The sequence below is a fragment of the Streptomyces sp. NPDC046821 genome (assembly GCF_040645335.1).
Taxonomy (GTDB): Bacteria; Actinomycetota; Actinomycetes; order Streptomycetales; family Streptomycetaceae; genus Streptomyces.
Map to the genome: position 1 here is coordinate 83739 of NZ_JBEYYB010000007.1, position 26731 is coordinate 110469.

The window sequence follows — 26731 nt, forward strand, 5'->3', positions numbered from 1 at the left end:
CCGTACCCAAGGTGAACTCTGGGCGACGAGTGTTCGAGACGGCCCATGGACGGCTGACGGCACTGCTCACGACGCGCATAACCTGAATGCATGGACGTGAACGCGGCGGTCGCCGCAGCAGCAGCGATCGCCGGGGTGTGCACCGGTGTCATCGCCATGCTGGCGTTCCGCTGGAGTGAACGCGACCAGAACCGCCCCACCCGCACCTCCCTGCACACAGAAGCCGTCCTTCCGCCCGGCGTCGACACGGTCCTCTCCGTACTGCGCTCCTCCGCCGTCGTCCTCGACGAGGCGGACAGCGTGGTCAAGGCCAGCTCGGCGGCGTACGCCCTCGGCCTCGTCCGGGGCGGCAAGCTGGCCGTCGAGCCGATGCTCCTCATGGCCAGGGACACCCGCAGGGACGGCGAGATAAGGCAGGTCGAGCTGGACCTGCCGCGCCGCGGCACCGGCCGCGGCGACGCGCTCGCCGTCTCCGCCCGCGTGGCCCCCCTCGGCTCCCGCCTGGTCCTGCTCCTCGTGGAGGACCTCACCGAGGCCCGCCGCATCGAAGCGGTACGGCGCGACTTCGTCGCCAACGTCAGCCACGAACTCAAGACCCCGGTCGGCGCGCTCAGCCTCCTCTCCGAGGCGGTCATGGACGCGTCCGACGACCCGGAGGCGGTCGAGCGCTTCGCCGGCCGGATGCAGATCGAGGCGACCCGCCTGACCAACCTGGTCCAGGAACTCATCGACCTCTCCCGGGTCCAGAACGACGACCCGCTGGAGGACGCCGAGCCCGTCCGCGTCGACGAACTCGTCGCCGAGGCGATCGACCGCTGCCGCCACCAGGCCGGCACGAAACAGATCACCATGGCCGCGGGCGGCACCGCCGACCTTCAGATCTGGGGCAACCGCGGCCAGCTCGCCGCCGCCCTCGGCAACCTCGTCGAGAACGCCGTCAACTACAGCCCGGCCCGGACCCGCGTGGGCATCGCCGCCCGCCGCGTCACCGCGCCCGGCGGAGACCTCATAGAGGTGGCGGTCACCGACCAGGGCCTCGGCATCTCCGACAAGGACAAGGAGCGCATCTTCGAGCGCTTCTACCGCGTCGACCCGGCCCGCTCCCGGGCCACCGGCGGCACCGGCCTCGGCCTCGCCATCGTCAAGCATGTGGCTGCCTCGCACGGCGGGGAAGTCACCGTATGGAGCACCGAAGGCCAGGGCTCCACGTTCACCCTGCGGCTGCCCGAGGCAGGCGCGACCCGCGACCGCGGCCCAGGACACGTAGGCGGCGACGCATACGGACACCACGACGGCAACGACGCCGCCGGGCCCGACGAGACAACCGCATACGACCCCATTCCTGCCGCCCCGGAGGTCCTTCCGTGACCCGAGTGCTTGTCGTGGAGGACGAAGAGTCGTTCTCCGACGCCCTGTCGTACATGCTCCGCAAGGAGGGTTTCGAGGTCGCGATAGCGGCCACCGGACCCGACGGACTCGACGAGTTCGAGCGCAACGGCGCCGACCTCGTCCTGCTCGACCTGATGCTGCCGGGCCTGCCCGGCACCGAGGTCTGCCGCCAGCTGCGCGGCCGCTCGAACGTCCCGGTCATCATGGTGACCGCCAAGGACAGCGAGATCGACAAGGTGGTGGGCCTGGAGATAGGGGCCGACGACTACGTCACGAAGCCCTTCTCGTCCCGTGAGCTGGTCGCCCGCATCCGCGCGGTGCTGCGCCGCAGGGGCGAGCCGGAGGAGGTCACTCCGCAGGCCCTGGAGGCCGGCCCGGTCCGCATGGACGTGGACCGCCACGTCGTCACGGTCTCCGGCTCCAAGGTCGACCTGCCCCTCAAGGAGTTCGACCTCCTGGAGATGCTCCTGCGCAACGCGGGCCGCGTCCTGACCCGTATGCAGCTCATCGACCGCGTCTGGGGCGCCGACTACGTGGGCGACACGAAGACCCTCGACGTCCACGTGAAGCGCCTCCGCGCAAAGATCGAACCGGACCCGGGCGCCCCGCGCTACCTGGTGACGGTGCGCGGCCTGGGCTACAAGTTCGAGCCGTAAACAGCAGCCTGCGGCCATGGCAGCCGGACGGAGTCCGGCACAGCGTCCCGAAGCCCGGGAGGCCCTCCGGGGCCGAGCGGTGCGAGGGGCGCACGCGGGATGGGGCTCGAACCCGACCCCGGAGCCCCGCGCTACCTGGTGACGGTGCGCGGCCTGGGCTACAAGTTCGAGCCGTGAACAGCAGCCGTGGACAGAGCAGCCGTAGATGACGTGAAGGGCGGGACCCCACCGGTGGGGTCCCGCCCTTCACGTCATGTGTGTGCGTGCGTTACGCGCTCAGGGCTTGGCGCTGTGCGTCGCCGGGGCGCCGGAGGCCGGGGTGCCGGAGGCGGCGCCCGTCGGGGTGGCGGAGCCGGTCGGCTTGGCGGTGCCGGAGGCCGTCTGCGTCGGCGACGCGGTCGGCGCGGTCGGCATCACGCTCGGGCCCCACTGCTGGAAGTAGCTCTCGGCCGGCACGACGAACGCCGTGATCTTGACGGCGCCCGCGCGGCTGAACCCGAAGGTGATGTTCTGCGCGTTGCCGTCGAGGACCGCGGTGCGGCTGTTGGGCAGCGTCGCGGACGCGTTGCCCTTGCCCCCGAGGACGAGGGAGCCGTGGGCCGGGATCCGCACGGTCTTGCTGCCGTCGGCGGCGGACAGCGCGGCGGCCTTGCCGACACCGGTGACCACGATCGAGTCGAGGTTCTGGTCCTTGTCGCCGTTGTTGAAGAGCGTCGCGGTGACGACGGCCGGACCCTTGGACTTCAGGTCGGGCTGCGTGATCACGTTGGCGTTCTGGATCCGGATGTCGCCGACCGAGGTCTCGGCGTTGTCCGGCTTGATCTGGCTGGTCTGTGCGTCGGTGCCGGCGCCGCAAGCGGCGAGCGAGGCGATCGAGAACGCGAGGGCGGCGGCGGCGAGGGCGCCGCGTCGAAGGCTGCTGCTCACGGCGGCGGCATCTCCTTGAACGTAGGCGGTACGGGTCAGGCGTTCGGGCGGGGTGTAAAGCCGCCCTAAGGGTCTGTCAGCGGGCTTAGGCTACCGAGCCGTTCCCGCGCCGCCGCACCCGACCCGCCCCTAGAGGGTTCCGGATGGATCTCGGCGCACCTCATGACCGCCCCGCCCGCCCCTCACCACAAACCCCTCGGGCCCTCTCCAGCCCCTCTCACCTCACCAAACGTGACCGGTCACATTGGCCTCCCGTTCACCTTTCGCAAAAGTGCCTGGTGGGCGCCCCCGAGGATTTCCCGTAAGGAATGCATGACGGTGCGGGGAATTGATCACCCGCCGCGGTGATCAATTCCGGATTCGGGTCGCACGCGCCTCCGTGTCGCCGAACGGAGTAGCGGAAGTCGAGTGACTTGAACCACTCAAACCAGGACGTTCAACCTCCTGCAGGGGCCTCCGGGTAGGTGTACGGTGCGCGTTTCATCTTCGCCGAAGAGCCGCTCCGACCTGCGAATACCGCCTTCCGTGAGGCCTCCGCAGCACGTTCCGGTTGTTGTTGTCAAGCCCCGAGATGTGCCCTGACCTGCGAAAACGCCATTCAGAACCCGCAGTTTCCGTGTTACCCTGGATAGCCACGGAAGGGGTACCTGTCACATGACGTTCAAGGTTGGCGACACCGTGGTCTATCCCCATCACGGGGCCGCGCTGATCGAGGCTATCGAAACTCGTCAGATCAAAGGCGTGGACAAGACCTACTTGGTGCTGAAGGTCGCGCAGGGTGACCTGACGGTACGTGTGCCAGCGGACAATGCGGAGTTCGTCGGCGTACGTGATGTGGTCGGTCAGGACGGTCTCGACCGGGTCTTCGAGGTGCTTCGCGCGCCGTACGCCGAAGAGCCCACGAACTGGTCGCGCCGCTACAAGGCAAATCTCGAGAAGCTCGCCTCCGGCGATGTCATCAAGGTCGCGGAAGTAGTCCGTGACCTGTGGCGTCGGGAGCGTGAGCGCGGACTGTCCGCAGGTGAGAAGCGAATGCTCGCCAAGGCACGGCAGATCCTGGTGAGCGAGCTCGCGCTCGCGGAGAACACGAACGAGGACAAGGCCGAGGCCCTGCTCGACGAGGTTCTCGCGTCCTGACGCGTGCCTGACCGGCACGCGGCCGCGCAGCCAAGTCCCGGGTGAAACGCCCGGGCGCATGAATAATGCCGCGGTGCCCGCTGACCCTTCATGGTGTCGCCGGGCGCTGCGGCATGTTCGTACCCGCACTCCGTGCCCACGCGTGGCGCGTATTCCTTGGTGTGCCGGCCCCGGGCACTGGCTCGACCAGATGTCACGGAAGGGTCCGGTCGAGGTGTCGCGCCCGGCACTGGTGTCTGCCATACCCACCTCGGTCGAGCACACAAACCTGAACGGATGCGATGTCTGACGAAACGCGGCCCCCGCGCACCGCGGCCGTGATTCCGGCGGCCGGCCGGGGCGTACGCCTCGGCCCAGGCGCCCCCAAGGCGCTCCGCACACTCAACGGCACTCCCATGCTCATCCACGCGGTCCGGGCGATGGCCGCCTCGCGGTCCGTCTCCCTCGTCGTGGTGGTCGCCCCGCCCGACGAGGCGTCGGTCGCCGAGGTGAAGACCCTCCTCGCCGACCACGCGCTGCCCGAGAGGACCGACTTCGTCGTCGTGCCTGGTGGCGAGAGCCGCCAGGAGTCGGTGAAAGCCGGCATCGACGCCTTGCCGTCCGGCATCGACGTCGTCCTCGTCCACGACGCGGCCCGCCCCCTGGTGCCCGTCGACACGGTCGACGGCGTCATCGAAGCCGTACGCGAAGGGGCCCCCGCCGTCGTCCCGGCGCTGCCGCTCGCGGACACCGTCAAGCGGGTCGACCCGCGCACCGACGGCGGCCCCGAACTGGTCGTCGCGACGCCCGAGCGGGCCCGGCTGCGCGCCGTGCAGACCCCGCAGGGCTTCGACCGCGCGACGCTCCAGCGCGCCCACGAGACCGTCACGGACGACGTCACCGACGACGCCAGCATGGTCGAGCAGCTCGGCCTGCCCGTCGTCGTCGTGCCCGGCCACGAAGAGGCGTTCAAGGTGACCCGCCCCCTCGACCTCGTGCTCGCCGAGGCCGTACTCGCCCGCAGGAGGGCCAACGATGGGTTCTGACGTGCCCTCCGTCGTGCTGCCGCAGGTCGGTATCGGCACCGACATCCACGCCTTCGAAGAGGGCCGAGAGCTGTGGTGCGCGGGCCTCAAGTGGGAGGGCGAGGGTCCCGGACTCGCCGGTCACTCCGACGCGGATGTCGTCGCCCACGCGGCGTGCAACGCGCTGTTCTCCGCGGCGGGTCTCGGCGACCTGGGCGCCCACTTCGGTACGGGGCGGCCCGAGTGGTCCGGCGCGTCCGGACTGACGCTGCTCGCGGAGGCGGCGCGCATCGTGCGCGACGCGGGTTTTGTCATCGGCAATGTGGCGGTGCAGGTGGTGGGCCCTCGGCCGAAGATCGGTAAGCGGCGGGGCGAGGCCCAGAAGGTCCTTTCGGACGCTGCGGGTGCCCCCGTTTCTGTGTCGGGCGCGACGACGGACGGCCTCGGCTTTCCGGGCCGGGACGAGGGCCTGATGGCGGTGGCGACGGCGCTGGTGGTGCGCGCGTAGGTCGGGTACGGGGCTGGTGGGGGAAATGCGGCGCGCAGCGCCTGCATTTCAGGGGCGCGGGGCTGTGTCATCAGCGGCTCCGCCGCGGGGCGCGACCAACCCCCACCGAACCCGCACCCGAAGTGAACCGGCACCCCTTGGCGCCCACTACCCTGGAGGGGTGACTCTTCGCCTGCACGACACCCGCGCCCGGAAGATCCGTGACTTCGTCCCGCTGACACCGGGCTGTGTCTCGATCTACCTCTGTGGCGCGACCGTGCAGGCCGCCCCGCACATCGGGCACATCCGCTCCGGCCTCAACTTCGACATCATGCGCCGCTGGTTCACGTACCGCGGCTACGAAGTGACGTTCGTGCGGAACGTGACGGACATCGACGACAAGATCATCAAGAAGGCCGGCGAGCAGAACCGGCCCTGGTGGTCCATCGGGTACGAGAACGAGCGCGCGTTCAACGACGGCTACAAGGCGCTCGGCTGCCTGCCGCCCACGTACGAGCCGCGGGCGACCGGGCATGTGACCGAGATGGTCGAGATGATGCGCGGCCTCATCGAGCGCGGCCACGCCTACGAGTCGGACGGGAACGTCTACTTCGACGTGCGGTCCTTCCCGGGCTACCTGGAGCTGTCGAACCAGGAGCTGGACAACCTGCTCCAGCCCGCGGGCGAGGGCGAGACCGGCAAGCGGGACCCGCGTGACTTCGCCATGTGGAAGGCCGTGAAGCCCGGCGAGCCCAGCTGGGAGACCCCGTGGGGACGCGGCCGGCCCGGCTGGCACCTGGAGTGCTCGGCCATGGCCCACAAGTACCTCGGCACCGCCTTCGACATCCACGGCGGCGGCATCGACCTGATCTTCCCGCACCACGAGAACGAGATCGCCCAGGCCAAGGCCTACGGCGACGAGTTCGCGAAGTACTGGGTGCACAACTCGTGGGTCACCATGAGCGGCGAGAAGATGTCGAAGTCGCTCGGCAACTCGGTCCTCGTGTCCGAGATGGTCAAGGCCTGGCGCCCCATCGTGCTCCGGTACTACCTCGGCACCCCGCACTACCGCTCGACCATCGAGTACAGCGAGGAGGCCCTGCGCGAGGCCGAGTCCGCGTTCGCGCGGATCGAGGGCTTCGTGCAGCGGGTCACCGAGATGGCCGGGAAGACGGTCCACCCCGCCGACGAGGTGCCGCCCGCCTTCGCCGAGGCCATGGACGACGACCTCGGGGTGCCGCAGGCCCTCGCGATCGTCCACACGACGGTCCGGCAGGGCAACAGCGCCCTCGCGTCCGACGACAAGGACGCGGCGATCGCCCGCCTCTCCGAGGTACGCGCCATGCTCGGCGTCCTCGGTCTGGACCCGCTCGACCCGCACTGGGCCGGCGACAGCGACCGCGGCGAGGATCTGCACGGCGCCGTCGACACCCTCGTACGGCTCGTCCTGGAGCAGCGCGAGTCCGCTCGCGCCCGCAAGGACTGGGCCACCGCAGACGCCATCCGCGATCAGCTCGGCCAGTCCGGGCTCGTCATCGAGGACAGCCCGACCGGGCCGCGCTGGACGCTCGGCCCCCGTTGACGACCTGCGCGAATGTGCCGCCCCGGCCCCGGGGCGGCACACTTGCTCAGACGCACACAGACGCAGCACACACAGACAGGTAGATCATGGCCGCGAACAACCGCCGCATGTCCGGCAAGAAGGGCGCGCAGGTCGGCAGTGGCGGCCAGCGACGCAAGGGTCTCGAAGGCAAGGGCCCCACGCCGCCCGCCGAGATGCGCAAGAAGCACAAGAAGAACCGCATCGCGAACGCCAAGGCCAAGCAGGCCGCCCGCCGCCCCGCCACGCTGAAGGGCCGCGGCGGCAAGGGCACCTCCGAGATGGTCGTCGGCCGTAACTCGGTCGTCGAGGCGCTGCGCGAGGGCGTGCCCGCGTCGACGCTCTACGTCCAGCAGTTCATCGACAACGACGAGCGGGTGCGCGAGGCGCTCCAGCTCGCCGGTGAGCGCGGCGGCATCCACCTCATGGAGGCCCCCCGCCCCGAGCTCGACCGCATGACGAACGGCCTGAACCACCAGGGCCTCGTCCTCCAGGTCCCGCCGTACGAGTACGCGCACCCGGAGGACCTCGCCGCGGCCGCGTACGACCAGGGCGAGGACCCGCTCATCGTCGCGCTCGACGGTGTCACCGACCCGCGCAACCTCGGCGCCGTCGTCCGCTCCGTCTCCGCGTTCGGCGGTCACGGTGTCGTCGTCCCCGAGCGCCGCGCCGCCGGCATGACCGCCGGTGCCTGGAAGACGTCCGCGGGCGCCGCCGCCCGTACGCCCGTCGCCCGCGCCACCAACCTGACGCGCGCGCTCGAGGGCTACAAGAAGGCGGGCGTCGTCGTCGTCGGCCTCGCGGCGGACGGCGAGCACACCGTCGGTGACCTCGAAGCCCTCGGCGGGCCCGTCGTCATCGTCGTCGGCAGCGAGGGCAAGGGCCTGTCCCGCCTCGTCGGCGAGACCTGCGACTACCGCGTCCGGATCCCGATGCCGGGCGGCACCGAGTCCCTGAACGCGGGTGTCGCGGCGGGCGTCGTGCTGTACGAGGCGGCGCGCCGCAGGGCCTGAGCAAGCGGTCCGGGCCGCGATCTTGACGCGGTCCGGACATTTGCCGGCGGTCAAAGCAGTGTCCTAAACACACATCACTCGGTTAGATGAGTGTGGACACCAGAACACCCCGCACACCTACGGGGGACCGCTCGCCCGGATTCGGCCCCGGATTCGATTCCGGATTCGACGACGGTCCCGCGCTGAGCATGGTGAAGGTGCCGTGCGATCCCGCGCAGGTCGTCGTGAACCACGCGAGTTTCCGCGTGCAGCTCCCGAGGACGCAGCAGACGCAGTCCCCGCGTATCGCACGGCACTTGGGCTCCCTCGACCAGACCGCTCGTATCCCCGTCGTCGGCGCCGCGGCCGCACGCCGGCGCGCCCCCGTCGTCTGGAGCGGCCGGTCCGCGCCCGGCGACCCGGGGGCCACCGGACTCCTCCAGGCCGCCCGCCGCGCCGGCGAGAGCACGCTGGACCGCCACGGCTTCGAGTCGGGCGACGGCGGCGCCACCCAGGTCATCCCGCGTATCGACCTCGACGCCGACCTCGCGGACGACGCCACCGGCGAGCTGCCCCCCGTCACCGACCGGCTCCTCCCGCAGCAGATGCGCCAGGCCGGCAGCGCCTTCGAAGAGGCCGGATACGCCGAACAGGCCTACGGCGACGGCGGGTTGACCGACGACGGGTTCGACGGCGGCGACCAGAGCACCGTCCGGAGGAACGGCTCGGACCCGGTCCGGCACGCCTACTACCCCGGCCGCCGGATGAACCTCGGCGTCGTCCTTCTCCCGCTCCGCGTCTTCCTCGGCTTTATCTCCATCTACGCCGGCATGGGCAAGCTCTGCGACCCCGTGTACTTCGACGGCGGCGACCGCGGCTCCATGGTCAAGTGGCTCAACTCGCTGCACCCGTGGGCCCTCGCCGAACCGCTGCGCGACTTCGCCCTCCAGCACCCCGTCGGCGCCGGACTGAGCATCGCCTTCCTCCAGGTCGTCGTCGGCGTGCTCACCGTGCTAGGCCTCTGGCAGCGCGTCGCGGCCGTCTTCGGCGTACTGCTCTCGGCCGCGCTCATCGTCACCGTCAGCTGGAAGACGGTGCCCGCCTACGACGCGCCCGACATCATCTACCTGGCCGCCTGGTCCCCGCTGATCATCGCGGGCGCGCCCGTCTACTCGGTCGACGGCCGCCTCGCGGGCAGCGCCTGGCGCCGCCTCGGCCCGCGCGCCGAACTGTGGGACCTGCGCCGGTACGTGCTCCGCCGCGGCGCAGTCATCACGGCCGTCGTCGTCGGTCTGACCCTGCTCGTCGGCTCGCTGCTCGGCGGCGCCGTACGGGACGCGGGCCGCGTCACCGCCCCCGGCCCGGGTGAGGCTCCGCGCAACGAGCTGCCCGGCTCCCCGCTCCCGTCGGAGCCCAGCCACAGGCAGCACACCCCGACGCACCCCGCGGCGCCCAACACGCCGACGCAGGGCGCCACTTCGGCCAAGCCGTCCGACACGGCCGGCTCGCCCGGGGCCTCCCCGACGACGAGCGGCGCGGGCCAGCCGAGCCAGACGCAGGGCACCGCAGGCCAGGCGCCCGCGAAGTCCGTCCCGCCGTCCCAGCAGCAGGCCCCGTCGACCAGCAGCGGCCCGACCTCCACGGGCGGCACGGGCGCCGGCGGCACCGGCAGCTCGTCGCCCAGCAGCGGCGGCTCCGGCGACAAGAAGCCGGGTCTTCTCGGCGGAGTCCTCGGCGGCTGACACCCGTAAGTGAAGGGGCCCGCACACCATGTGTGCGGGCCCCTTTCACGTACCGAGCGGCTGCTCAACGTGCCTGTGCGGCCAGCTCCTTCGCGGCCTCGCTGAGGTCCTTCGCCGTGTCGATGGCCCTCCAGTACGCGCCCTGCGGGATGGGGAAACCGGCGAGGCGCTTGGCGCGGGCGAGGCGCGGGAACGTGGTGCGCTCGTGGTCGCCGCGGTCCGGGAGCAGGTCCGTGAACGCGGGGGAGAAGACGTAGACACCCGCGTTGATCAGGTACGGGGACGGCGGGGCCTCGACGAAGTCCGTGATGTGGCCGAACGTGTCCGTCTGGACGGCGCCCCACGGGATGCGGGGGCGGGCCAGGGCGAGAGTGGCGGTGGCGTCGCGCTCGGCGTGGAAATCGGCCATCTCCCGCAGCGAGAAGCGGGTCCAGATGTCGCCGTTCGTCGCGTACCAGGGCCGGCCTGCGTGCGGCAGGTGCGCGGCGGCGAACTTGAGACCGCCGCCACGGCCGAGGGGTTCCTTCTCGACGACCGTGGTGACCCGCAGGGGGAGTTCGGCGCTGTCGAGCCATTCCTGGAGCACCTCGGCGAGATGCCCGCAGGAGACGACGGCGTCGGTCACGCCTTCACGCGCGAGCCAGGAAAGCTGATGGCCGATGATCGGGGTCCCGGTGCCGGGGATCTCGACCATCGGCTTGGGCCGGTCGTCGGTGTAGGGCCGCAGGCGCGAACCCTGGCCGCCGGCGAGGACGACGGCCTGTGTGGGGTGGTGCGGGCTGTGCGCGTGCGGTTCAGGGGCCTGGTCGGGGGCCTGGGCGCTCGTCATGCCCGCACTGTACGTCGGCCCCTTCCCGGCCGGCCCTGAAGGGCCCTGAAGGGCCTCAGCCGCGCGCTGCCGTGGCGACGCCCGAGGCGAACGCCGTGTCGCAGACGGGGCGGGAGAACGACTGGGCGCGGGACGGTCCGTAGGCCTGCACGGCGGCGCGGCCGAGGGCGCGCGCGAGGGAGACGCAGTGCTTGGCGAGGGACGGCCGCTCGTGCATCTCCTGCTGGAGGTGGGTGAGCGCGATGCCCGGGTCCTTCTCCTGGAGTTCGAGGAGCAGCTTGTCGCGCAGGATGTCCTGGGGGGCGCGGGACTTGGCGCGCGCCGAGACGTTCTGCGAGGAAGCGGTGAGGATCGAGTCCGAGGAACTGCCGGACCAGTTCACTCGGGTGACCGCGAGAGTGCCGGAGAGCACCAGCATCACCGGCAGGACGAAAGCGAGAGTGCGGCCGACGTGGCGGGCGGGGCCCCGGCCTCGTCGCGGCTTCTGGGTGTAGTTGGCGGAGTGCGTCACGCGAGTGAGCGTAGCGCTAGGTGATGATTTGGCGACATTTAGTCACTCGGTCGAGGGACGGGCAATCCGGTTTTGTTTCATGTGTGTTGACGTGGCGGGGTCGAACGGGGCTCGAAATGACGGGTCTGCCGGGGTATTTGTCGACAACGTAGCTGTGCTTGGGGGTGGGGTGGGATGTGGTGGGCCGGGAACGCGTGGGGCCCCGCACCGAAGTGCGGGGCCCGTAACGGCGGCTGGCGGGGCGTCAGTCGGCGAGGCGCTCGCCGGTCGACGAGGAGAAGACGTGGGTCTCGCCCGGGCGCGGCACGACGTGCAGCTGGGTGCCCTTCTCGGGGACCTGGCGGCCGTTGACCCGGACGACGAGGTCCTTGGCCTCGCCACCGACCTGCGCGGTGCCGTAGACGTAGCCGTCGGCGCCGAGTTCCTCGACGACGTTCACCGAGACGGCGAGGCCGGCCGGGGCGTCCGAGGTGTCCTTCGTCAGGGACTTCGAGGCTTCGCCGCCGCCGTGTTCGACGATGTCGAAGTGCTCGGGGCGGACGCCGACGGTGACGGTGCGGTCGCCGTTGTCGGACGCGGCCTTGAGGGCCTCGCGGTTCACCGGGACGACCGAGTTGCCGAACTTCACGCCGCCGTCGGTGATCGGGACCTCGACGAGGTTCATCGCGGGGGAGCCGATGAAGCCGGCGACGAAGAGGTTGGCCGGACGGTCGTACATGTTGCGCGGCGAGTCGACCTGCTGGAGCAGACCGTCCTTCAGTACGGCCACACGGTCGCCCATCGTCATGGCCTCGACCTGGTCGTGGGTGACGTAGACGGTGGTGATGCCGAGGCGGCGCTGGAGCGAGGCGATCTGCGTACGCGTCGAGACGCGGAGCTTGGCGTCGAGGTTCGACAGCGGCTCGTCCATGAGGAACACCTGCGGCTCGCGGACGATGGCGCGCCCCATCGCGACACGCTGGCGCTGACCGCCGGAGAGGGCCTTCGGCTTGCGGTCCAGGTACTCGGTGAGGTCGAGGATCTTGGCGGCCTCCTCGACCTTCTGCCGGATCTCCGCCTTGTTCACGCCGGCGATCTTGAGCGCGAAGCCCATGTTGTCGGCGACGGACATGTGCGGGTAGAGCGCGTAGTTCTGGAACACCATGGCGATGTCCCGGTCCTTGGGCGGCAGGTGGGTCACGTCCCGGTCGCCGATGCGGATCGCTCCGCCGTTCACGTCCTCGAGACCGGCGAGCATCCGCAGGGAGGTCGACTTGCCGCAGCCGGAGGGACCGACGAGGACGAGGAACTCGCCGTCCTCGATCTCGATCTCCAGGCCGTCGACGGCGGGCTTGGTGGACCCCGGGTAGATCCGGGTCGCCTTGTCGAACGAAACAGTAGCCATGGCTGTGAAGCCCCCTTCACCGGCAGGAACGTGCCGGACGATCCGTTGTAAAGGTGGTGACCCACGACGGGCTGCGCCGCAGTGGTTTAGTCCACATGGATGAACTGCTGTGGACCGTACCCGGCGGGTGTCGGGTCTGTCAGTAGGCGGGGGCCACCGGCTTCGGGGAAATTTCCGACGGGGTCCGGGCCCGTCGTTGGTTACACTGCTCGGGCTGCTGCCTCCTTAGCTCAGTCCGGCCAGAGCAACGCACTTGTAATGCGTAGGTCGTCGGTTCGAATCCGACAGGGGGCTCCACCCGAAACCCCAGCCCAGACATCGTCTGAGCTGGGGTTTCTTGGTTCGGTGGACGCGGCGGCGACGTCGAGAGCGAGCCGCGCGGCTGTCGACGGTCTCAGTTTCGGTCTCCGTGGGGCCCGGAACGGGGTCCGAGGGAGCGGGGCCGAAGAACTCGCCCATGCGACGCATCGCGTCCTTCGACAGATGTGATCTGCCCTTCACGGAGCGTCGGGTCTGACTTCATGGTCCGGCGCGTGCTTGCGAGTCCGGTGCTGGGGAGCCTCTCAACCGCGGCAGCCTGTGACCTCTGTTGTCGCGTCAGCCGGCACCTTGCTCGATGTGCAGGTGGATCGGCCCACGCAGAACGGGGCTGCGCCGGTAGGGCGGCGGGTCAACGACCAGCCTGGGCCGGTCGAGGCGGCGTACCAGCTCGGCCAGCGCGATCTGGGTCTCCCGCCGGGCCAACGGGCCGCCGAAGCACAGATGGATACCGCTGCCGAAGCCGAGATGCTGGTTGTCCCGCCGGTCGGGGATGAAGCGGTCGGGATCGTGGAAGCGGTCCGGATCGCGGCTGCCCGAGGCCAGCATGAGCATGATCTGCGAACCCTTGGGGATGACGGTGTCGGCGACGGTGATGTCGTTGTACGCCGCCCGCCAGGGAATGATGTGCACGGGAGGCTCGTAGCGCAGGAGTTCCTCGACCAGCGGGACGACGAGGTCCGGGTCGTCCCGCAGACGCTGCAGCACCTCCGGGTGGCGCAGCAGCGTCAGCATGCCGTTGGTGATGAGGTTGACGGTGGTCTCGTGGCCGGCGATCAGCAGCAGGTTGGCGGTGGCGACGATCTCCTCGTCGGTCATCCGCCCGTCCGGCCCGTCGTCGTTGGCGAGCCGCGACAACAGGTCGTCGCCCACCCGGCCGTGGCGTTGCTCCAGCAGTCCGCCGAGGTACTGGCGCAGGTCCTTGCGGGCCTGCAGCCCCTTCTCCAGTTTTTCCTTCGGATCGGTCTTGGGGTTGTAGTCGATCGAGTTGACGAGGGCGTCCACCCACACATGGAACTTCGGTTCGTCCTCACGTGGCACGCCGAGCAGGTGGCAGATCACCGTGACGGGGAACGGGTAGGCGAAGTCGTCGACGATGTCGATCTGCTCCTTGCCCGCGAAGCCGTCGATCAGACGGCTCACGACGGCGGTCAGATCACCGTCCATGCCGGTCACCAGCCCCGGGGTGTGCGGGGGACCGAAGTGGCGCATGGCCATACGCCGCAGGCGGTCGTGCTCGGGCGGATCGAGGTTGATGAACGGCGGCGTGGTCTCCCCCTCGTGCGAGGGCATCGGATGCGCCAGATTGCGGACGTCGGAGCTCAGGTGCGGATCGTGCAGAAGCTCGGTGAGCTCGCGGTAGGTGCTGACGACGTAGCTGCCGTCCTCCTGCCGGGCCACCGGCGTCCTGCGCAGCTCGGCGTACAGCGGGTACGGGTCGGCGCGGGAGGAGTAGTCGAGGATCCGGCGCAGCGTGTCGGGCATCTGGGTCCTGGTCATCTTCCCTCCTACCGATGGTGCTGCTGCAGCGACGTGACGCGCCGCTCACTCGGGGCGTTGCCGGTGACTACCACCGTGGCTCCCTGGGCGATCAGGGCGGGGCCGGGGAAGTCGACGGGCACCGGTTTGGAGTCGACGGGCTGGTCGGGTGTGGGACAGGGAGGCGGGAAGGGCGCGGCCGTCTCGATCAGCTGCCGGTAGTGGTCCAGCCACTTCGCGTTGTTGAAGCTCACCGCCGCGGTGACGCGGCCCTGGTAGCCGTACGCGGCGACGAAGCGGCGGTCGGACACCGACCCCTGGGTGACGACGACCTCGTCGGCGAAGGTCGGTACGCCGACGGACTTGATGTTGGCGCCGAACTGGATCGACCAGAACAACGGGATGGACAGGTGGGGCCAGCGGTCCGCCTGGGCGCTGACCATGTTGTGCGCCGCGACCTCGGCCTGCTCCACGGCGTTGGCCCAGTGCTCCAGCGAGATCAGCCGGTACTCGTAGATCGGGTTCGGGCAGCGTGCCACGTCTCCGGCGACGAAGACGTTGTCGGTGATCAGGCCGTTGATGTCGAGGGCGCGGCAGCCCGTGTCGCACGCGATTCCCCAGACACCCGCCGCCAGTCCCGAGTCCCGGAGCCAATCGGTGTTGCGGATGCCCCCGAGTGCCACCACCGCGACATCGGCGTCGATCGTGCCGCCGTCGTCGAAGTGGGCGCGGCGAAGGTGCCCCTGTGCGTCGCCCTCCAGCCGGGTCACCTTGACGCCGCAGCGCAGGTCGACGCCGTGAGCGCGCTGCATGTCCGCCGCGACCTCACCGATCATGGCGCCGAGCGCCCCGACCAGCGGAGCCGGCGCGAGTTCGGCGACGGTCACCGGGATGTCGCGCTCGCGGCAGATGGAGGCGATCTCGGAGCCGGTGAATCCGGCGCCGATGACCAGGACGCGGGAGGGTCCGGCGGCGAGGGCTCGCTGCAGACCCTCGGCGTGCTCGCGCGTACGCACGACGAACACTCCGTCCAGGGCCGCCTCGGTCTCGACGAACCACGGCCGGGCCCGTACCCCCGTGGAGATCAGCACGCGGTCGAAGGGAACCTCGCGTCCGTCGGCGAGTCGTACGACGTTGCTTGCCATGTCCAGGCCGCTGGCGGGTACGCCCAGGAGCCACTCCGCATTGATGTCACGGCGTCGCGGCAGCGCGGTGCCGTCGGCCGGCACCCATCCGGTCAGTACCTGCTTGGACAGGGGAGGCCGGTCGTAGGGCTCGCCCAACTCGTCACCGATCATGGTCAGTGAGCCGGTGAAGCCCTCGGCGCGCAGAGCCTCCGCGGCCCGCAGCCCCGCCAGAGAGGCTCCGACGACCACGATGCGGCCGTCGCGCTTGAACGCTCGCAGGGTGTCGGCGTTGGTCATGACGGCGACGCCTCCACCGGTGCCTCCCGCACCTCCAACTGGTCGACCAGGATCGCCTGGACCGGGCAGGCCGCCGCGGCGCGCAGCACCTGCTCGCGCAGGGTGTCGTCGGGGCCCGGGTCGTACATCAGCGCTTCCTCGCCGTGCATCCGGAACGCGTCCGGAGCCAGGAAGGCGCACTGCGCATACCCCTGACATTGGGAAAGATCAACGACAACTCTCATCCCGACCTCCACAGGGACTGTGAGCTGGGGACCCTGAAGCTGGTGCCACTCCGGCGCGCAAGACGCGAGACAGGCTGGGAGAGAAGGATTCTGGCTGCTGCCCACCCTCGAAGTGCGAGGGGCGCACACCGTGCTCGTCGGGTCTCCACAGGAAGAATTGATTGTCGCGACGAGGCGACCGACGGCGTCTGCAACACCGTTTGGAGAACCTGACCTTGTTCTCAAAAGCCTATCCCGCACGCGCATCACCCGCACCCAGGAGACCAGGGCAGCGGTGAGCGCCGTTCACTCGCGCGCGGCGCACCCGTACGGCGAGACCGTGCGCTTTCGTCGATTCTCCAGAGGTGGCGTGACCCGACGTCCGGCGATTCCCCCGGACGAAGATCGGACGACTTGTACTGCGTAGGTCGTCGGTTCGAATCCGACAGGGGGCTCCACTTGAAACCCCAGGTCACGTAGTCCGTGACCTGGGGTTTCTTTGTTCAGCGGACCGATGACACTGCGACCAATACGGACTTGCAGACGTACTACCTTCGCCACGGGTTCGAGTACGTGCGCACCGTTGGCCAGGGCGTGGCGGTGAACGGCGGGCCAAGAGTGTCAGGTTGGCTCGCGCAGCGAGCAGCCCACCCTGCAGAGCACGGATTCACGGACGAAACCGCAGCTCCCGACCGGGCTGACTGACATCAGCAGGTGACATCAACAGGTGACATCAACAGTGGCGTACAACGGCGCGCAATCACGGACAGTGCTCCCTGCCTGGAGCGCTCTCACCACCTGCCGATCCTGGCGTCCTGATGATCTGGCGAGACGGCGCACCCGCCTACGGATCATGATGAGTTACTCCTTCAGGCTGTCGCCATCGTCCTCAATTGGCGTGTCGGGAAACACCGCTTGGTCGCCTCGTTACGGTGCGGGGATCGACCACAAAGGACCGCCCGGCGGCTGGCGGGTAATGGCTCCCTCAGCCACATAGCGGCGTATCCCGATCGAGAGGATCTGGACCTTGAGCGATTTTTCCCGCCGCTACCTGCTCAGGGCGTCAGCGGCCGCCGGCGTCGGGGCGGTCGTCGTCCCGGGCCTCACGGCCGCAGGCGCGCCTGACATCGCGGCCGCGAGCACCTCGGGCCTTCTGGCCGCGAGCGACCCGACCAAAGGGTCGTCGGGATGTCCGCCGGCGAAGCTGACCGGTCACATCGTCCGCCCCGGTGACGCCTCGTACACCGATGACCGCATCGACTACGACCAGCTGTTCTCTCACTACCCGCTGGTCATCGTCTTCGCCCAGAAGACCCAGGACGTGGTGAACGCCCTCACCTGGGCGCGGCAGCACAACGTCGCACTGCGGGTACGCAGCGGCCGCCACGCCCTGGAGGGCTGGTCGAACATCGACAACGGCATCGTGATCGACGTCAGCCAGCTCAAGTCGGTCCACATCGACGCCGACGCCGGTATCGCGAGGGTCGGCGCCGGCCTGACCCAGTTGGAAGCGGTGACGGCGCTCGCCAAGCAGAACCTCGCGGTCACGACCGGAAGCGAGGGCAGCGTCGGCTTGGTCGGTGCGACGGTCGGCGGCGGCCTTGGCCCCCTCAACCGCTACCTCGGCATGGCCTGTGACAGCCTGATCGGGACCGAGGTCGTCGTCCCGTCGGGTCGCGAGTGCGCCGAGGTGATCCATGCCGACATGAAGGACCACTCAGACCTGCTCTGGGCGCTCCGTGGGGCGGGAAACGGCAACTTCGGAATCGTCACGCAACTCACCTACAAGGTGCACCCGCTCAAGCGCATCGCCTATGTGCAGGCGACCTGGGACGGCCTTACGGACCTGCATGGGATCTTCGATGCATGGCAGCGTACGGTCCCGTTCGCCGACAACCGCCTCGGATCCGAAGTCGAGATCCACAAGTCCCAGATCCTGCTGTTCGCGTGGCTCGCGGAGGGCACGGAGGCAGAGGCCCGGAAGATGCTGGCCCCGATCCTGTCGATCGGCAAGCCCGATGTGAAGGTGCAGGTCGGTAACTGGGGCCCCATCTTTGCCGGAGCCCAGGTCCCGCGCTCGCAGGAGCCCGCCAACGTGAAGTTCTTCTCACAGTTCGCCAAGAAGCTGTTCCCGAAGAAGGCGATCGACGTCATCGGCTACTACATGCGAAACGCTCCCACGGAGGACAGCAACTACTTCATCGATGCCTTCGGCGGGGCGATCAAGAAGGAGCCCCGGGGCGGCACCGCGTTCGTGCACCGCGACGCGATCTTCTACGGCGAGATCGGCGCAGCCTGGGGGACTCCTTCAACGACACCAGGCGTCTGCGACCCGCTCACCTCGAAGTGCCAGGCCTGGACCGCCGAATTCAGCCAGGCGATGCGCAGCTTCGTGGACGGCGCCTACGTCAACGTGCCGAACGTCGGCATGCAGGAGTGGGAGACCGCCTACTGGGGGAGGCGCCACTTCGAGCGGCTGCGCAAGATCAAGGAGAAGTACGACCCCTGCAACGTCTTCCAGTACGAGCAGAGCATCCCGCCCGCGTCACGCTGATCGACAGTTCGCCGTCGGGGGCCCCGCCCCGGTCAGGCTCGGCCTTTCACGCAGAAGGGGCTCCGTGAAGGTGAAGGCCCAGGTCACACGCATTGTGACCTGGGCCTTTGTCGTTTGTCAGTTGCGGCCCGCTATTCGGTTCGCGGCTTGGGCCAGGCGGGAGTCTGTTGTCGTGTGGGTGGTGCGTTCTCGGTGGTCTGCTGCGTTGTAGGTGGCGTACATGCCGTGGACTCCCAGCCAGCGGAAGGGTTCTGGTTCCCACTTGCGGACCTTGTGGTTGACCCAGGGGAGGGTTGTGAGGTCGGTGGGGCCGGACTGGCCCGAGTCCTGTTGGACCAGGTCGCGGAGGGTGCGGGCGGCGAGGTTGGTGGTGGCTACGCCTGAGCCGACGTAGCCGCCCGCCCAGCCGAGGCCCGTCGCGCGGTCCAGGGTGACCGTGGCGCACCAGTCGCGGGGGACGCCGAGGACGCCGGACCAGGCGTGGGTGACGGCGATGCCCGCCAGCTGGGGGAAGAAGCGGGTCAGGAGCGCGGTGAGGGACTCGATGGTGGCGGGCTGGGTGCGGCCGTCGTTGTCCGTGCGGGAGCCGTAGCGGTACGGGACGCCTCGGCCGCCGAGGGCGATGCGGCCGTCGGCGGTGCGCTGGGCGTACATGTAGGCGTGGGCCATGTCGCCGAGGGTTTCGCGGCCTTCCCAGCCGATGGATTCCCATTGGGCGTCGGTCAGGGGTTCCGTGGCGATCATGGAGGAGTTCATGGGGAGCCAGGTGCGGCGCTGGCCCTTGAGGGAGGCGGTGAAGCCTTCCGTGCAGCGCAGGATGTAGGGGGCGCGGACGGTGCCGTAGGGGGTCACGGCGTGCTTCGGCTTGATCTCGGTGACGGGGGTCGACTCGTGGATCGTGACGCCGAGTGCCTCGACGGCGGCGGCCAGGCCCTTGAGGAGTTTCACGGGGTGCAGGCGGGCGCCGTGCGGGGTCCAGGTGGAGCCGACGGCGCCGAAGACGCGGACGCGTTCGGCGGTCTCGCGGGCGCCGTGCAGGGTGCGGTCCTTCTCGCCGTACGCGACCTCGGCCTCGTGGAAGGCTTTGAGGCGGGCCAACTGGGCCGGGGTGTAGGCGATTTCGAGGACGCCGCCTTTGTGGATGTCGGCGTGGATGTCTTCCTCGGCGGCTACGCGGATGACCTCGGAGACCGTGTCGTTCATGGCTTCCTGGAGGCGGACGGCCGCGTCGTGGCCGTGCAGTTTCGCGTAGCGGTCGCGGCCCGCGATGCCGTTGTAGAGCCAGCCGCCGTTGCGCCCGGAGGCGCCGTAGCCGCAGAACTTCTGTTCAAGGACGGTGATGCGGAGGAAGGGTGCGGCCTTCTTCAGGTAGTACGCGGTCCACAGGCCCGTGTAGCCGCCGCCGACGATGACGACGTCGGCGGACGCGTCGCCCGGCAGGGGTTCGCGGGCGGTGGGGAGGCCGTCGTCCGCGTACCAGAACGATATGCCGCCGTTGACGGTGGCCCGGTGGCCGTGGGTGCCGTTCTCGCTGCTCATGGGCTCGGACGTTAGCGCTCCGCAGGGGGGTTCGGGGAGTCCTTGTCCGGGGGGCCTTTCGGTTTGCGCAGGAGCGTGACGGGGTTGATGGGGGCGCCCCGGTCGCGTGCGAGGGGGTAGCAGGCGAGGCCGATGAGGAAGGCGGTGAAGTGGCCGAGGTCGGTGAAGGTGAGGCCGGTGATGAGGGGGCTGCCGTAGATGACGAGGACGACGATCAGGTAGGCGTAGCGCCAGGGTGGGGCGAGGCGGTAGGTGAGGACGCCGACGACGCCTGCGAGTGCGTAACTCACGCCTACGTCCAGGGTGTTGACGGAGGACGTGGGTGCGTGGTGGTGGCGGATCGCCCACAGGAGCGCGCCCTCGCTGATGAAGGTGGCGAGGACGTGCGAGAGCGCGACGACGGCGAGCCAGCGCCAGGTGTCGAGCCAGCGTTCCGCTTGCGCGTGGAACACCGTGTACATCACGGCGTACGGCCACCAGTGGTTGCCGTCGATCCAGAACGCGGAGGTGATGAGCACCCGGACCGGGTTACGGGACAGCTCGTGCAGGTTGGTGGAGCGCTGCCGAAGGAACTCCTGCTCGAAGTGCGGGCTCATGTGGTGCAGTGCGACCGTCGTGAGGAACAGGAGGGCGAGCCAGATGTAGGTGCCGGGGGCGTGGCGGATGTAGCTCCACACGGCACGGAGGAGTCTGCGCATGTACGGAATTCAGGCACGTGCGTGGGGTCGTTCGGGTGATTGACATTCCGGTGGGCGTGATCGAGTCGCGGTACGCGTACGCGGGGGGCCTCTCGGCGTCGGGCAGGTGCGGGCAGCGGCCTCCCCGCGTCGGGCAGGGGGACCGGCGTCAGCCCGCCGGTGGCGGTCGTTAGCCTGCCGTCATGATTCGTACCGCTGTCCCCGCCGACGTTCCCGTCATTCACGCCATGATCCGTGAGCTGGCCGACTATGAGAAGGCGCTGCATGAGGCGCGGGCCACCGAGGAGCAGTTGCGTGAGGCGCTGTTCGGGGAGCGGCCCGCCGCGTTCGCCAATATCGCCGAGGACGATGTGACCGGCGAGCCCGTCGGGTTCTGCATCTGGTTCCTGAACTTCTCGACGTGGCGCGGGGTGCACGGGATCTACCTGGAGGACCTGTACGTGCGTCCCGAGGCGCGCGGCGGCGGTCACGGGAAGGCGCTGCTCCGCGAGTTGGCGCGGATCTGTGTCGAGCGGGGTTACGAGCGTCTGGAGTGGTCGGTCCTCAACTGGAACGAGCCGTCGATCAACTTCTACAAGGCGCTGGGTGCGGCTCCGCAGGACGAGTGGACGGTGTACCGGCTGACGGACGAGGCGCTGGCGAAGCTCGGGGGCGGCGCCTCGGCCACGGCCTGACTCAGGGACTCAGGGACTGCGCAACGGCCACGGCTACACGGACCTGGCCGGGGCCGGGCAGCGGGTCGTCGGTCTTTTCGTACGTGACGTTCTCGGCGGGGCCGAAGGCGTGCAGGCGGGCGGCGTGCATGGGGGCTCCTCGTCGCGTGGGCTCCGTGCGTACGCCGACCAGCCTTCAACCTCAGGCTTGCTTGAGGTCAAGCGGGTCAAGTGGGTCAGGCGGTCCGGAGTCCTGGGCGGCTTGCCGTGAGGGCGAGGGTGGTGGCTTCGACGGCGCTGTTGAAGGAGACCTCGGAGAGGATGCCGGGGGCCGCTACCTGGTCGCCGGCGAGGTAGACGTCGTTGCCGCGGTCGATCGCGGGGCGGTCGCGCCAGGTTGTGCCGGGGCGGTCCACTGCTCCCGTGCGGCCCTGGGCGAGTGCGTCGGCGCGCCATTCGAGGCGGTCGCGCCAGTCGGGGAAGCCCAGGTCAAGCAGGTGTTCGGCGCGGGCCGTGCCGGCTGCGCGGGACTCGTTCGGGGCGATGGGGACCTGGCCCTGGACGAGCTGCTGTCCGTGCGGCGCGAGGGTCCGGTCCTGGGCCGTGAAGCGTTCCAGCCAGGCCGGGAAGTCGAGGCCTGACACGGCGAAGGCGTCGCCGCGGCGGGTGCGGAGCGCCACGTCGATGAGTGCCGTACGGCCGCTGTCCCAGGTCAGGGACGGGTCGCCGAGGAGGCGGCGGGCCGAGTCGAGGGATGTCGCCACGATCACCGGGCTCCGGTCCGTGGGGACGGTGTCGACGCGGGACAGGACCTCCATGCGGACGCCCAGGTTCCAGGCGCGGGCCGCCATGCGGTCGATGACGGTGGCCCAGCCGCCGCGCGGGTAGTGCGCCTCCGGCGGGATCTTCGCCGTACGGCGCAGGCGCTCCTGGACGAAGGCGGCGGAGAGGGAGCCGGGGTCGTGGTGGAACAGGGACACGGAGGTGAAGTGGGCGGCGGCGCGGGCGCCTTCCTCGCCGACCTGGTGCGTCGCCCACGTCAGGAAGTCCTGGTCGACCGGCACCTTTTCGGAGCGGTGGCGGAGCAGGCGCAGGAGCGCGAGGGGCGGGGTGCGGCGGAGGGTTCCGCGGTGGTGGAAGCGCAGGCGGGCGGCTTCCAGCGGCGGGAGCGGGGCGAGCGGGCCGGTCAGGTCGCGCTGCTTGAGCCAGGTCCAGTGCGGGCCGCCGCTGTAGAGGGCGTGCGGGCCTTCGTTCGTGGCGTACGGGCCTTCGGCGGTGCGGGCGCGGCCACCGAGGGTGTGGTGCGACTCGTGGAGGGTGACCCGTGCGCCGGCCTCGGCGGCGGTGATCGCCGCGGTGAGGCCGGCGAATCCGCCGCCGATGACGGTGAGGTCGGTGGTGGTCCTGGCCATTCCGCTCTCCCCTTCGGGTTGCCGTTTCCCTTTACGACGTCGTGGGGCGCCGGAATGTGACATGCGGAGGGCGGCGGAGCCGGTTGTCAGTGGGGGCGGGCAGCATGGGGGGATGGCGGAGAAGCGAGTGGTGAGGTCGGCGTCGGCGAAGAAGCCGGCGGCGGTGAAGAAGGCGCGGCGGCCAGAGGTGCGGCTGCCCCCGTTGGCGCCCTGGCCGGGCGGTGAGCTGGAGCCGGACGGGGATTACGACGGGGTGGAGTTCACGGCGGCGGACTTCACCGGGCAGGACGGGGGCGGGGCGCGGTTCATGGACTGCGCGCTCGAGGGGTGCGCGTTGGACGAGGTGCGGCTGACGCGGGCCAGGATCCTCGACTCCAGACTGGCGGGGATCAGAGGGGTGGGCACGGATCTCGCGGAGGCGACGCTGCGGGACGTGGAGGTCGTGGACGCCCGGCTGGGCGGGGTGCAGCTGCACGGGAGCGTGCTGGAGCGGGTCGTCGTGCGCGGCGGCAAGATCGAGTACCTGAACCTGCGCAAGGCGCGCCTGAAGGATGTCGTGTTCGACGGGTGTGTGCTGGTGGAGCCGGACTTCGGGGGCGCGCGGCTCGACCGGGTCGAGTTCCCGGGGTGCGTCGTGCGGGGGGCGGACTTCACCGGGGCGGTGATGGCGGACGTGGATCTGCGGGGCGTTTCTGAGCTGGGTATCGCGCGGGGGGTGGACCGGCTGGCGGGGGCGGTGATCAGCCCGGCGCAGCTGTTTGATCTGGCACCGGCGTTCGCGGCGGAGATTGGGGTGCGGGTGGAGTAGGGGCGGGCTGCAAGGGCGGGGCGTTGTGGTGGGCCGGTCGGGGGCGGCGGGCTTTTCGGAGGCTCCGGGCTCTGCGGGCGTCGGGCTCGGCGAAGGTGCCTGGGCCCTGTGGCCCCGCCCGTTCCGGACGGAGTCCCTAGCGTTCGTTCGGGATCCGGGGGAAGCGGGCCTGGAGGTCCCAGATCGCCGGGTTGTCCGCGAGGTCCTCGTGCAGGTCGGTGAGGTCGGCGATCAGGTCGTGCAGGAAGTCGCGGGCCTCGCGGCGCAGTTCGTTGTGGGAGAACGTCAGGGCCGGCTCGTCGGCCTCCATCCAGTCGGCCTCGATGTCGACCCACCCGAAGCGGCGCTCGAAGAGCATCCGGTCCGTCGACTCCGTGAAGTCGATCTCCGCGTACTGGGGTTTCGACGCGCGGCTGCCGCGCGGGTCACGGTCGAGCTGCTCGACGATGTCGCACAGCGCCCACGCGAAGTCGAGCACGGGTACCCATCCCCAGGCCGTGGACAGTTCCCGGTCGGCCTTGGTGTCGGCGAGGTAGACGTCGCCGCAGAAGAGGTCGTGGCGCAGCATACGGACGTCCGCGCGGCGGTAGTCCAGCTGGGCGGGGTCCGGGAAGCGGCGGGAGAGGGCGTAGCCGATGTCGAGCACGTAGCCGATGGTGTCACGGGCGGGACGGAGGCCGGGCAGGGGCCGGGTGCGGGACGGGGGCCGGGCAGGGGCCGGGTGCGGGCAGGGGGTCGGACGGGGGCCGGGTGCGGGCAGGGGGGCGGACGGGGGCCGGGTGCGGGGCGACTCCCCGCACCCGGCGTCACCGGCCACCCATCGACAGGCCACCCATCGACCGGCCACCCATCGACCGGCCACCCATCGACCGGCCCCCCCGGAGGGTCAGCCCAGCAGTCGCTGCTCCTTCGCCACCGCCACCGCGCCCGCGCGCGTGTCCACGCCGAGCTTGTCGTAGATGCGGCCCAGGTGGGTCTTCACCGTGGCCTCGCTGATGAACAGGGCGCGGGCGATGTCCCGGTTGCCGAGGCCCTGGGCGAGCTGGGCCAGGATGTCGCGCTCGCGGTCCGTCAGGGACGGGCGGGGGCTGCGCATCCGGGCCATGACGCGGCTCGCGACCGGCGCGGACAGCGTCGTACGGCCTTGGGCGGCGGCCTGGATCGCGGCGAACAGTTCCTCCGGGCGCTCGGCCTTGAGGAGGTAGCCGGTGGCGCCGGCCTCGATGGCCCGGGTGATGTCGGCGTCGGTGTCGTACGTGGTGAGGACGAGGACGTGGGGGGAGTCGCCGGGGCCCGCGGTGAGGCGGCGCGTGGTCTCCACGCCGTCGATGCCCTCGCCCAGCTGGAGGTCCATCAGGACGACGTCGGGGGAGAGTTTCTGGGCCAGGGCGAGGGCCTCCTCGCCGGTGCCCGCCTCGCCCACGACCTCGATGTCCGGGGCGCTGCCGAGCAGGGCGAGCAGGCCGGCCCGTACGACGACGTGGTCGTCGCAGACCAGGATGCGGACGGGGCGGGAGGCGGGGCCGGTCATAGTGGCGTCTCCAGGGGGATCGCGGCGGACAGGACGGCACCCTCGCCGGGTACCGACTCGATGGTCAGTGTGCCGCCGAGCTGGCCCACACGTGCACGCATCGCGGGCAATCCGTGTCCGCGGACGCCGACCGCGGTGCCGGGCAGGACGGACGGGTCGAAGCCCTGGCCGTTGTCGGCGACGTCCAGGACGACCTGGTCTTCGAGGAGCGTGAGGGTGAGCGCGGCGGTCGTGGCGTCGGAGTGCTCGCGGACGTTGGCGAGCGCGCCCTGCGCGATGCGGAGCAGGGCGGACTGGACGCGGTCGGGCAGGCGGGGGCTGCGGCCGCCGTCGTCCACGTGGACCCGCACGGTGAGGCGGTCGCCGGACTCGCGGGCGGCCAGCGCGTGCAGGGCCTCGCCGAGTCCGCCGCCGGCGGCGAGGTCGGCCGGCGCGAGGTCGTGCACGAAGCGGCGCGCCTCGGTGAGGTTGTGCTCCGCGATGGACTCGGCGGTCCTGACGTGGGAGCGGGCCTTGTCCGGGTCGGAGGCCCACAGCCGTTCCGCGGCCTGGAGCAGCATCTGCTGGCTGGACAGGCCCTGGGCGAGGGTGTCGTGGATCTCCATGGACAGGCGCTGGCGCTCGGCGAGCGTGCCTTCGCGGCGTTCGGTCGCGGCGAGTTCCCTGCGGGTGCGCACCAGGTCGTCGATGAGGGCGCGCTGGCGCTGGGCCTGGCGCTCCATGTGGACGAAGACGGCGGTCGCGACGGCGGCCACGGCGGGCGGCGCGAGCAGCAGGTTCGGGTCGAAGGTCCCGGCGAGGCGCAGCTGCGCCGCGACGACGAACACCGTGAGTACGCCGATGAGGACGACCGCGGCGCGGGCGGACAGGGTGCGCAGGCCCGTGTAGAAGAGCGGCACGGCGCACCACGCGAAGCTGGGCGCCAGGATGACAAGGACCATCCATACGACGACGACCAGGGTCAGCCAGGTGAGGCGGCGCGGGGTGGGGTGCTCCGGTACGGCCGCGTGGTCCCCGCAGCCGCCGCGGCCGGCGCCGCCGAGGGTGGGGCCGAGTACGTACAGGGCGGTCAGGATCACGGAGAGGCCGATGATCCAGGGGGTGCGGGCCTCGCCGGGGTGGCGCAGCAGGAAGCGGGCGAGGGCTCCGCCGAGGAGCAGGAAGAACGCGGTGTGCATCACCGCGGCGAGCCGGCGGACGTCCCGGTCCGAATCCGGCGTCTCTTGTGCCACGCGCGTACCTCTCTCCCGCTGCCCGAACCGGTCGAGCAGGTGCTGCCTGAACTGGTCGGGCGGGGTGCTCGAACCGGTCGAACCCGTACCGCCCGCGCTGCCCGACCCCGTCGGACAGATGCCGCCGGAGCCGGCCAGGCACCGCGCCTGAGCTGGCCAAACACTCCCATGGTGCACTGCTCGGCCGGTAGAGGGGTCAACCGATCGGTTGACCAGGGCGTC

Annotated in this window: 24 protein-coding genes, 1 tRNA gene and 3 pseudogenes; 14 read left to right on the plus strand and 14 right to left on the minus strand. The window is 70.4% G+C overall.

From position 1 onward, the window contains the following. The first annotated feature begins 90 nt into the window (after positions 1-90). The 3 genes and pseudogenes from ABZ893_RS15465 to ABZ893_RS15475 all read left to right on the plus strand — a co-directional run. Positions 91-1368, plus strand: coding sequence for an ATP-binding protein (locus ABZ893_RS15465; protein ID WP_361402727.1), 1278 nt, complete (start codon positions 91-93; stop codon positions 1366-1368). Next, entirely contained in the window at positions 1365-2045 is a 681-nt protein-coding gene (locus ABZ893_RS15470) for a response regulator transcription factor (RefSeq protein WP_111665435.1), read from the plus strand. Before ABZ893_RS15465 ends, ABZ893_RS15470 begins: the two co-directional genes overlap by 4 nt. Positions 2046-2150: 105 nt before the next feature. After that, positions 2151-2222: pseudogene (locus ABZ893_RS15475) on the plus strand (DNA-binding response regulator); the annotation flags it as partial. Between the two features lie 99 nt (positions 2223-2321). On the opposite strand, the gene ABZ893_RS15480 reads toward ABZ893_RS15475, so the two are convergent. Continuing rightward, entirely contained in the window at positions 2322-2972 is a 651-nt protein-coding gene (locus ABZ893_RS15480; protein WP_361402730.1) for a DUF461 domain-containing protein, read from the minus strand. A 654-nt stretch (positions 2973-3626) separates the two neighbouring features. Between ABZ893_RS15480 and ABZ893_RS15485 the strand changes: the two genes are divergently transcribed. The 6 genes from ABZ893_RS15485 (at position 3627) to ABZ893_RS15510 (ending at position 9934) form a co-directional block, all read left to right on the plus strand. Beyond that, positions 3627-4109, plus strand: a complete 483-nt coding sequence (locus ABZ893_RS15485) for a CarD family transcriptional regulator (protein WP_003953493.1) — start codon at positions 3627-3629, stop codon at positions 4107-4109. Between the two features lie 281 nt (positions 4110-4390). Further along, positions 4391-5134, plus strand: coding sequence for a 2-C-methyl-D-erythritol 4-phosphate cytidylyltransferase (gene ispD, locus ABZ893_RS15490; RefSeq protein WP_361402733.1), 744 nt, complete (start codon positions 4391-4393; stop codon positions 5132-5134). Next, on the plus strand, positions 5124-5621 hold the full coding sequence (ispF, locus tag ABZ893_RS15495) for a 2-C-methyl-D-erythritol 2,4-cyclodiphosphate synthase (protein WP_361402736.1): 498 nt from the start codon (positions 5124-5126) through the stop codon (positions 5619-5621). The genes ispD and ispF overlap by 11 nt, the downstream gene beginning before the upstream one ends. A gap of 160 nt (positions 5622-5781) precedes the next feature. Continuing rightward, on the plus strand, positions 5782-7182 hold the full coding sequence (cysS, locus tag ABZ893_RS15500) for a cysteine--tRNA ligase (protein WP_361402739.1): 1401 nt from the start codon (positions 5782-5784) through the stop codon (positions 7180-7182). A gap of 86 nt (positions 7183-7268) precedes the next feature. Continuing rightward, a complete protein-coding gene (rlmB, locus tag ABZ893_RS15505; RefSeq protein WP_361402741.1) occupies positions 7269-8213 on the plus strand; it encodes a 23S rRNA (guanosine(2251)-2'-O)-methyltransferase RlmB in 945 nt (314 codons plus the stop codon). 92 nt (positions 8214-8305) lie between these two features. Beyond that, positions 8306-9934 carry a DoxX family membrane protein gene (locus ABZ893_RS15510; RefSeq protein ID WP_361403535.1) on the plus strand — a complete coding sequence of 543 codons (1629 nt, stop codon included), beginning with the start codon at positions 8306-8308 and terminating at the stop codon, positions 9932-9934. 64 nt (positions 9935-9998) lie between these two features. Here the strand turns inward: ABZ893_RS15510 and ABZ893_RS15515 are convergent, their stop codons facing one another. The 3 genes from ABZ893_RS15515 to ugpC all read right to left on the minus strand — a co-directional run bounded on the left by ABZ893_RS15515 (position 9999) and on the right by ugpC (position 12658). Continuing rightward, positions 9999-10763, minus strand: a complete 765-nt coding sequence (locus ABZ893_RS15515) for a nucleotidyltransferase family protein (protein ID WP_361402744.1) — start codon at positions 10761-10763, stop codon at positions 9999-10001. A 55-nt stretch (positions 10764-10818) separates the two neighbouring features. Next, on the minus strand, positions 10819-11274 hold the full coding sequence (locus tag ABZ893_RS15520) for a hypothetical protein (RefSeq protein WP_361402747.1): 456 nt from the start codon (positions 11272-11274) through the stop codon (positions 10819-10821). 244 nt (positions 11275-11518) lie between these two features. Further along, complete coding sequence (ugpC, locus tag ABZ893_RS15525) at positions 11519-12658, minus strand: sn-glycerol-3-phosphate ABC transporter ATP-binding protein UgpC (RefSeq protein WP_361402750.1); 1140 nt, start codon at positions 12656-12658, stop codon at positions 11519-11521. A gap of 219 nt (positions 12659-12877) precedes the next feature. Between ugpC and ABZ893_RS15530 the strand changes: the two genes are divergently transcribed. Beyond that, positions 12878-12955, plus strand: a tRNA-Thr gene (locus ABZ893_RS15530). 300 nt (positions 12956-13255) lie between these two features. On the opposite strand, the gene ABZ893_RS15535 is transcribed toward ABZ893_RS15530, so the two are convergent. Genes ABZ893_RS15535 through ABZ893_RS15545 form a run of 3 tightly spaced genes read right to left on the minus strand, consistent with a single transcriptional unit; the run spans position 13256 to position 16103 of the window. Then, the gene (locus ABZ893_RS15535) at positions 13256-14476 is read right to left on the minus strand and encodes a cytochrome P450 (protein WP_361402752.1); all 1221 of its coding nucleotides are present in this window, start codon (positions 14474-14476) and stop codon (positions 13256-13258) included. A gap of 8 nt (positions 14477-14484) precedes the next feature. Then, a complete protein-coding gene (locus tag ABZ893_RS15540) occupies positions 14485-15879 on the minus strand; it encodes an FAD/NAD(P)-binding oxidoreductase (protein WP_361402755.1) in 1395 nt (464 codons plus the stop codon). Next, entirely contained in the window at positions 15876-16103 is a 228-nt protein-coding gene (locus tag ABZ893_RS15545) for a ferredoxin (RefSeq protein ID WP_361402758.1), read from the minus strand. The genes ABZ893_RS15540 and ABZ893_RS15545 overlap by 4 nt, the downstream gene beginning before the upstream one ends. Before the next feature lie 504 nt (positions 16104-16607). On the opposite strand from ABZ893_RS15545, the pseudogene ABZ893_RS15550 reads away from it, so the two are divergent. Together ABZ893_RS15550 and ABZ893_RS15555 are read left to right on the plus strand one after the other, a co-directional pair. Next, positions 16608-16787, plus strand: a pseudogene (locus ABZ893_RS15550) (GNAT family N-acetyltransferase); the annotation flags it as partial. A gap of 322 nt (positions 16788-17109) precedes the next feature. Further along, complete coding sequence (locus ABZ893_RS15555; protein ID WP_361402761.1) at positions 17110-18636, plus strand: FAD-binding oxidoreductase; 1527 nt, start codon at positions 17110-17112, stop codon at positions 18634-18636. Positions 18637-18753: 117 nt separating this feature from the next. On the opposite strand, the gene ABZ893_RS15560 is transcribed toward ABZ893_RS15555, so the two are convergent. After that, positions 18754-20175, minus strand: coding sequence for an FAD-dependent oxidoreductase (locus ABZ893_RS15560; protein ID WP_361402764.1), 1422 nt, complete (start codon positions 20173-20175; stop codon positions 18754-18756). A gap of 11 nt (positions 20176-20186) precedes the next feature. Then, complete coding sequence (locus tag ABZ893_RS15565) at positions 20187-20873, minus strand: rhomboid-like protein (protein ID WP_361402767.1); 687 nt, start codon at positions 20871-20873, stop codon at positions 20187-20189. A 182-nt stretch (positions 20874-21055) separates the two neighbouring features. On the opposite strand from ABZ893_RS15565, the gene ABZ893_RS15570 reads away from it, so the two are divergent. Further along, on the plus strand, positions 21056-21547 hold the full coding sequence (locus ABZ893_RS15570) for a GNAT family N-acetyltransferase (protein WP_361402770.1): 492 nt from the start codon (positions 21056-21058) through the stop codon (positions 21545-21547). A gap of 19 nt (positions 21548-21566) precedes the next feature. On the opposite strand, the pseudogene ABZ893_RS15575 reads toward ABZ893_RS15570, so the two are convergent. After that, a pseudogene (locus ABZ893_RS15575) lies at positions 21567-21677 on the minus strand (oxidoreductase); the annotation flags it as partial. A gap of 85 nt (positions 21678-21762) precedes the next feature. After that, positions 21763-22938: an NAD(P)-binding protein gene (locus ABZ893_RS15580; protein ID WP_361402773.1), complete on the minus strand. Its 1176-nt coding sequence runs from the start codon at positions 22936-22938 to the stop codon at positions 21763-21765. A 112-nt stretch (positions 22939-23050) separates the two neighbouring features. On the opposite strand from ABZ893_RS15580, the gene ABZ893_RS15585 reads away from it, so the two are divergent. Next, on the plus strand, positions 23051-23746 hold the full coding sequence (locus ABZ893_RS15585; protein ID WP_361402776.1) for a pentapeptide repeat-containing protein: 696 nt from the start codon (positions 23051-23053) through the stop codon (positions 23744-23746). Between the two features lie 136 nt (positions 23747-23882). On the opposite strand, the gene ABZ893_RS15590 is transcribed toward ABZ893_RS15585, so the two are convergent. From ABZ893_RS15590 to ABZ893_RS15600, 3 genes are all read right to left on the minus strand, one after another. Next, the gene (locus tag ABZ893_RS15590) at positions 23883-24392 is read right to left on the minus strand and encodes a hypothetical protein (RefSeq protein WP_361402779.1); all 510 of its coding nucleotides are present in this window, start codon (positions 24390-24392) and stop codon (positions 23883-23885) included. 240 nt (positions 24393-24632) lie between these two features. Continuing rightward, positions 24633-25277: a response regulator transcription factor gene (locus ABZ893_RS15595; RefSeq protein WP_361402782.1), complete on the minus strand. Its 645-nt coding sequence runs from the start codon at positions 25275-25277 to the stop codon at positions 24633-24635. Beyond that, positions 25274-26455 carry a sensor histidine kinase gene (locus tag ABZ893_RS15600; protein WP_361403538.1) on the minus strand — a complete coding sequence of 394 codons (1182 nt, stop codon included), beginning with the start codon at positions 26453-26455 and terminating at the stop codon, positions 25274-25276. Before ABZ893_RS15600 ends, ABZ893_RS15595 begins: the two co-directional genes overlap by 4 nt. Between the last annotated feature and the right edge of the window lie 276 nt (positions 26456-26731).

Coding starts and splice junctions, on each gene's coding strand:
- ABZ893_RS15465 (WP_361402727.1), top strand. CDS start 91: ATGGACGTGAACGCGGCGGTCGCCGCAGCAGCAGCGATCGCCGGGGTG.
- ABZ893_RS15485 (WP_003953493.1), top strand. CDS start 3,627: ATGACGTTCAAGGTTGGCGACACCGTGGTCTATCCCCATCACGGGGCC.
- ispD (WP_361402733.1), top strand. CDS start 4,391: ATGTCTGACGAAACGCGGCCCCCGCGCACCGCGGCCGTGATTCCGGCG.
- ispF (WP_361402736.1), top strand. CDS start 5,124: ATGGGTTCTGACGTGCCCTCCGTCGTGCTGCCGCAGGTCGGTATCGGC.
- rlmB (WP_361402741.1), top strand. CDS start 7,269: ATGGCCGCGAACAACCGCCGCATGTCCGGCAAGAAGGGCGCGCAGGTC.
- ABZ893_RS15515 (WP_361402744.1), bottom strand. CDS start 10,763: ATGACGAGCGCCCAGGCCCCCGACCAGGCCCCTGAACCGCACGCGCAC.
- ugpC (WP_361402750.1), bottom strand. CDS start 12,658: ATGGCTACTGTTTCGTTCGACAAGGCGACCCGGATCTACCCGGGGTCC.
- ABZ893_RS15535 (WP_361402752.1), bottom strand. CDS start 14,476: ATGACCAGGACCCAGATGCCCGACACGCTGCGCCGGATCCTCGACTAC.
- ABZ893_RS15540 (WP_361402755.1), bottom strand. CDS start 15,879: ATGACCAACGCCGACACCCTGCGAGCGTTCAAGCGCGACGGCCGCATC.
- ABZ893_RS15545 (WP_361402758.1), bottom strand. CDS start 16,103: ATGAGAGTTGTCGTTGATCTTTCCCAATGTCAGGGGTATGCGCAGTGC.
- ABZ893_RS15560 (WP_361402764.1), bottom strand. CDS start 20,175: ATGAGCAGCGAGAACGGCACCCACGGCCACCGGGCCACCGTCAACGGC.
- ABZ893_RS15565 (WP_361402767.1), bottom strand. CDS start 20,873: ATGCGCAGACTCCTCCGTGCCGTGTGGAGCTACATCCGCCACGCCCCC.
- ABZ893_RS15570 (WP_361402770.1), top strand. CDS start 21,056: ATGATTCGTACCGCTGTCCCCGCCGACGTTCCCGTCATTCACGCCATG.
- ABZ893_RS15580 (WP_361402773.1), bottom strand. CDS start 22,938: ATGGCCAGGACCACCACCGACCTCACCGTCATCGGCGGCGGATTCGCC.
- ABZ893_RS15585 (WP_361402776.1), top strand. CDS start 23,051: ATGGCGGAGAAGCGAGTGGTGAGGTCGGCGTCGGCGAAGAAGCCGGCG.
- ABZ893_RS15595 (WP_361402782.1), bottom strand. CDS start 25,277: ATGACCGGCCCCGCCTCCCGCCCCGTCCGCATCCTGGTCTGCGACGAC.
- ABZ893_RS15600 (WP_361403538.1), bottom strand. CDS start 26,455: ATGCACACCGCGTTCTTCCTGCTCCTCGGCGGAGCCCTCGCCCGCTTC.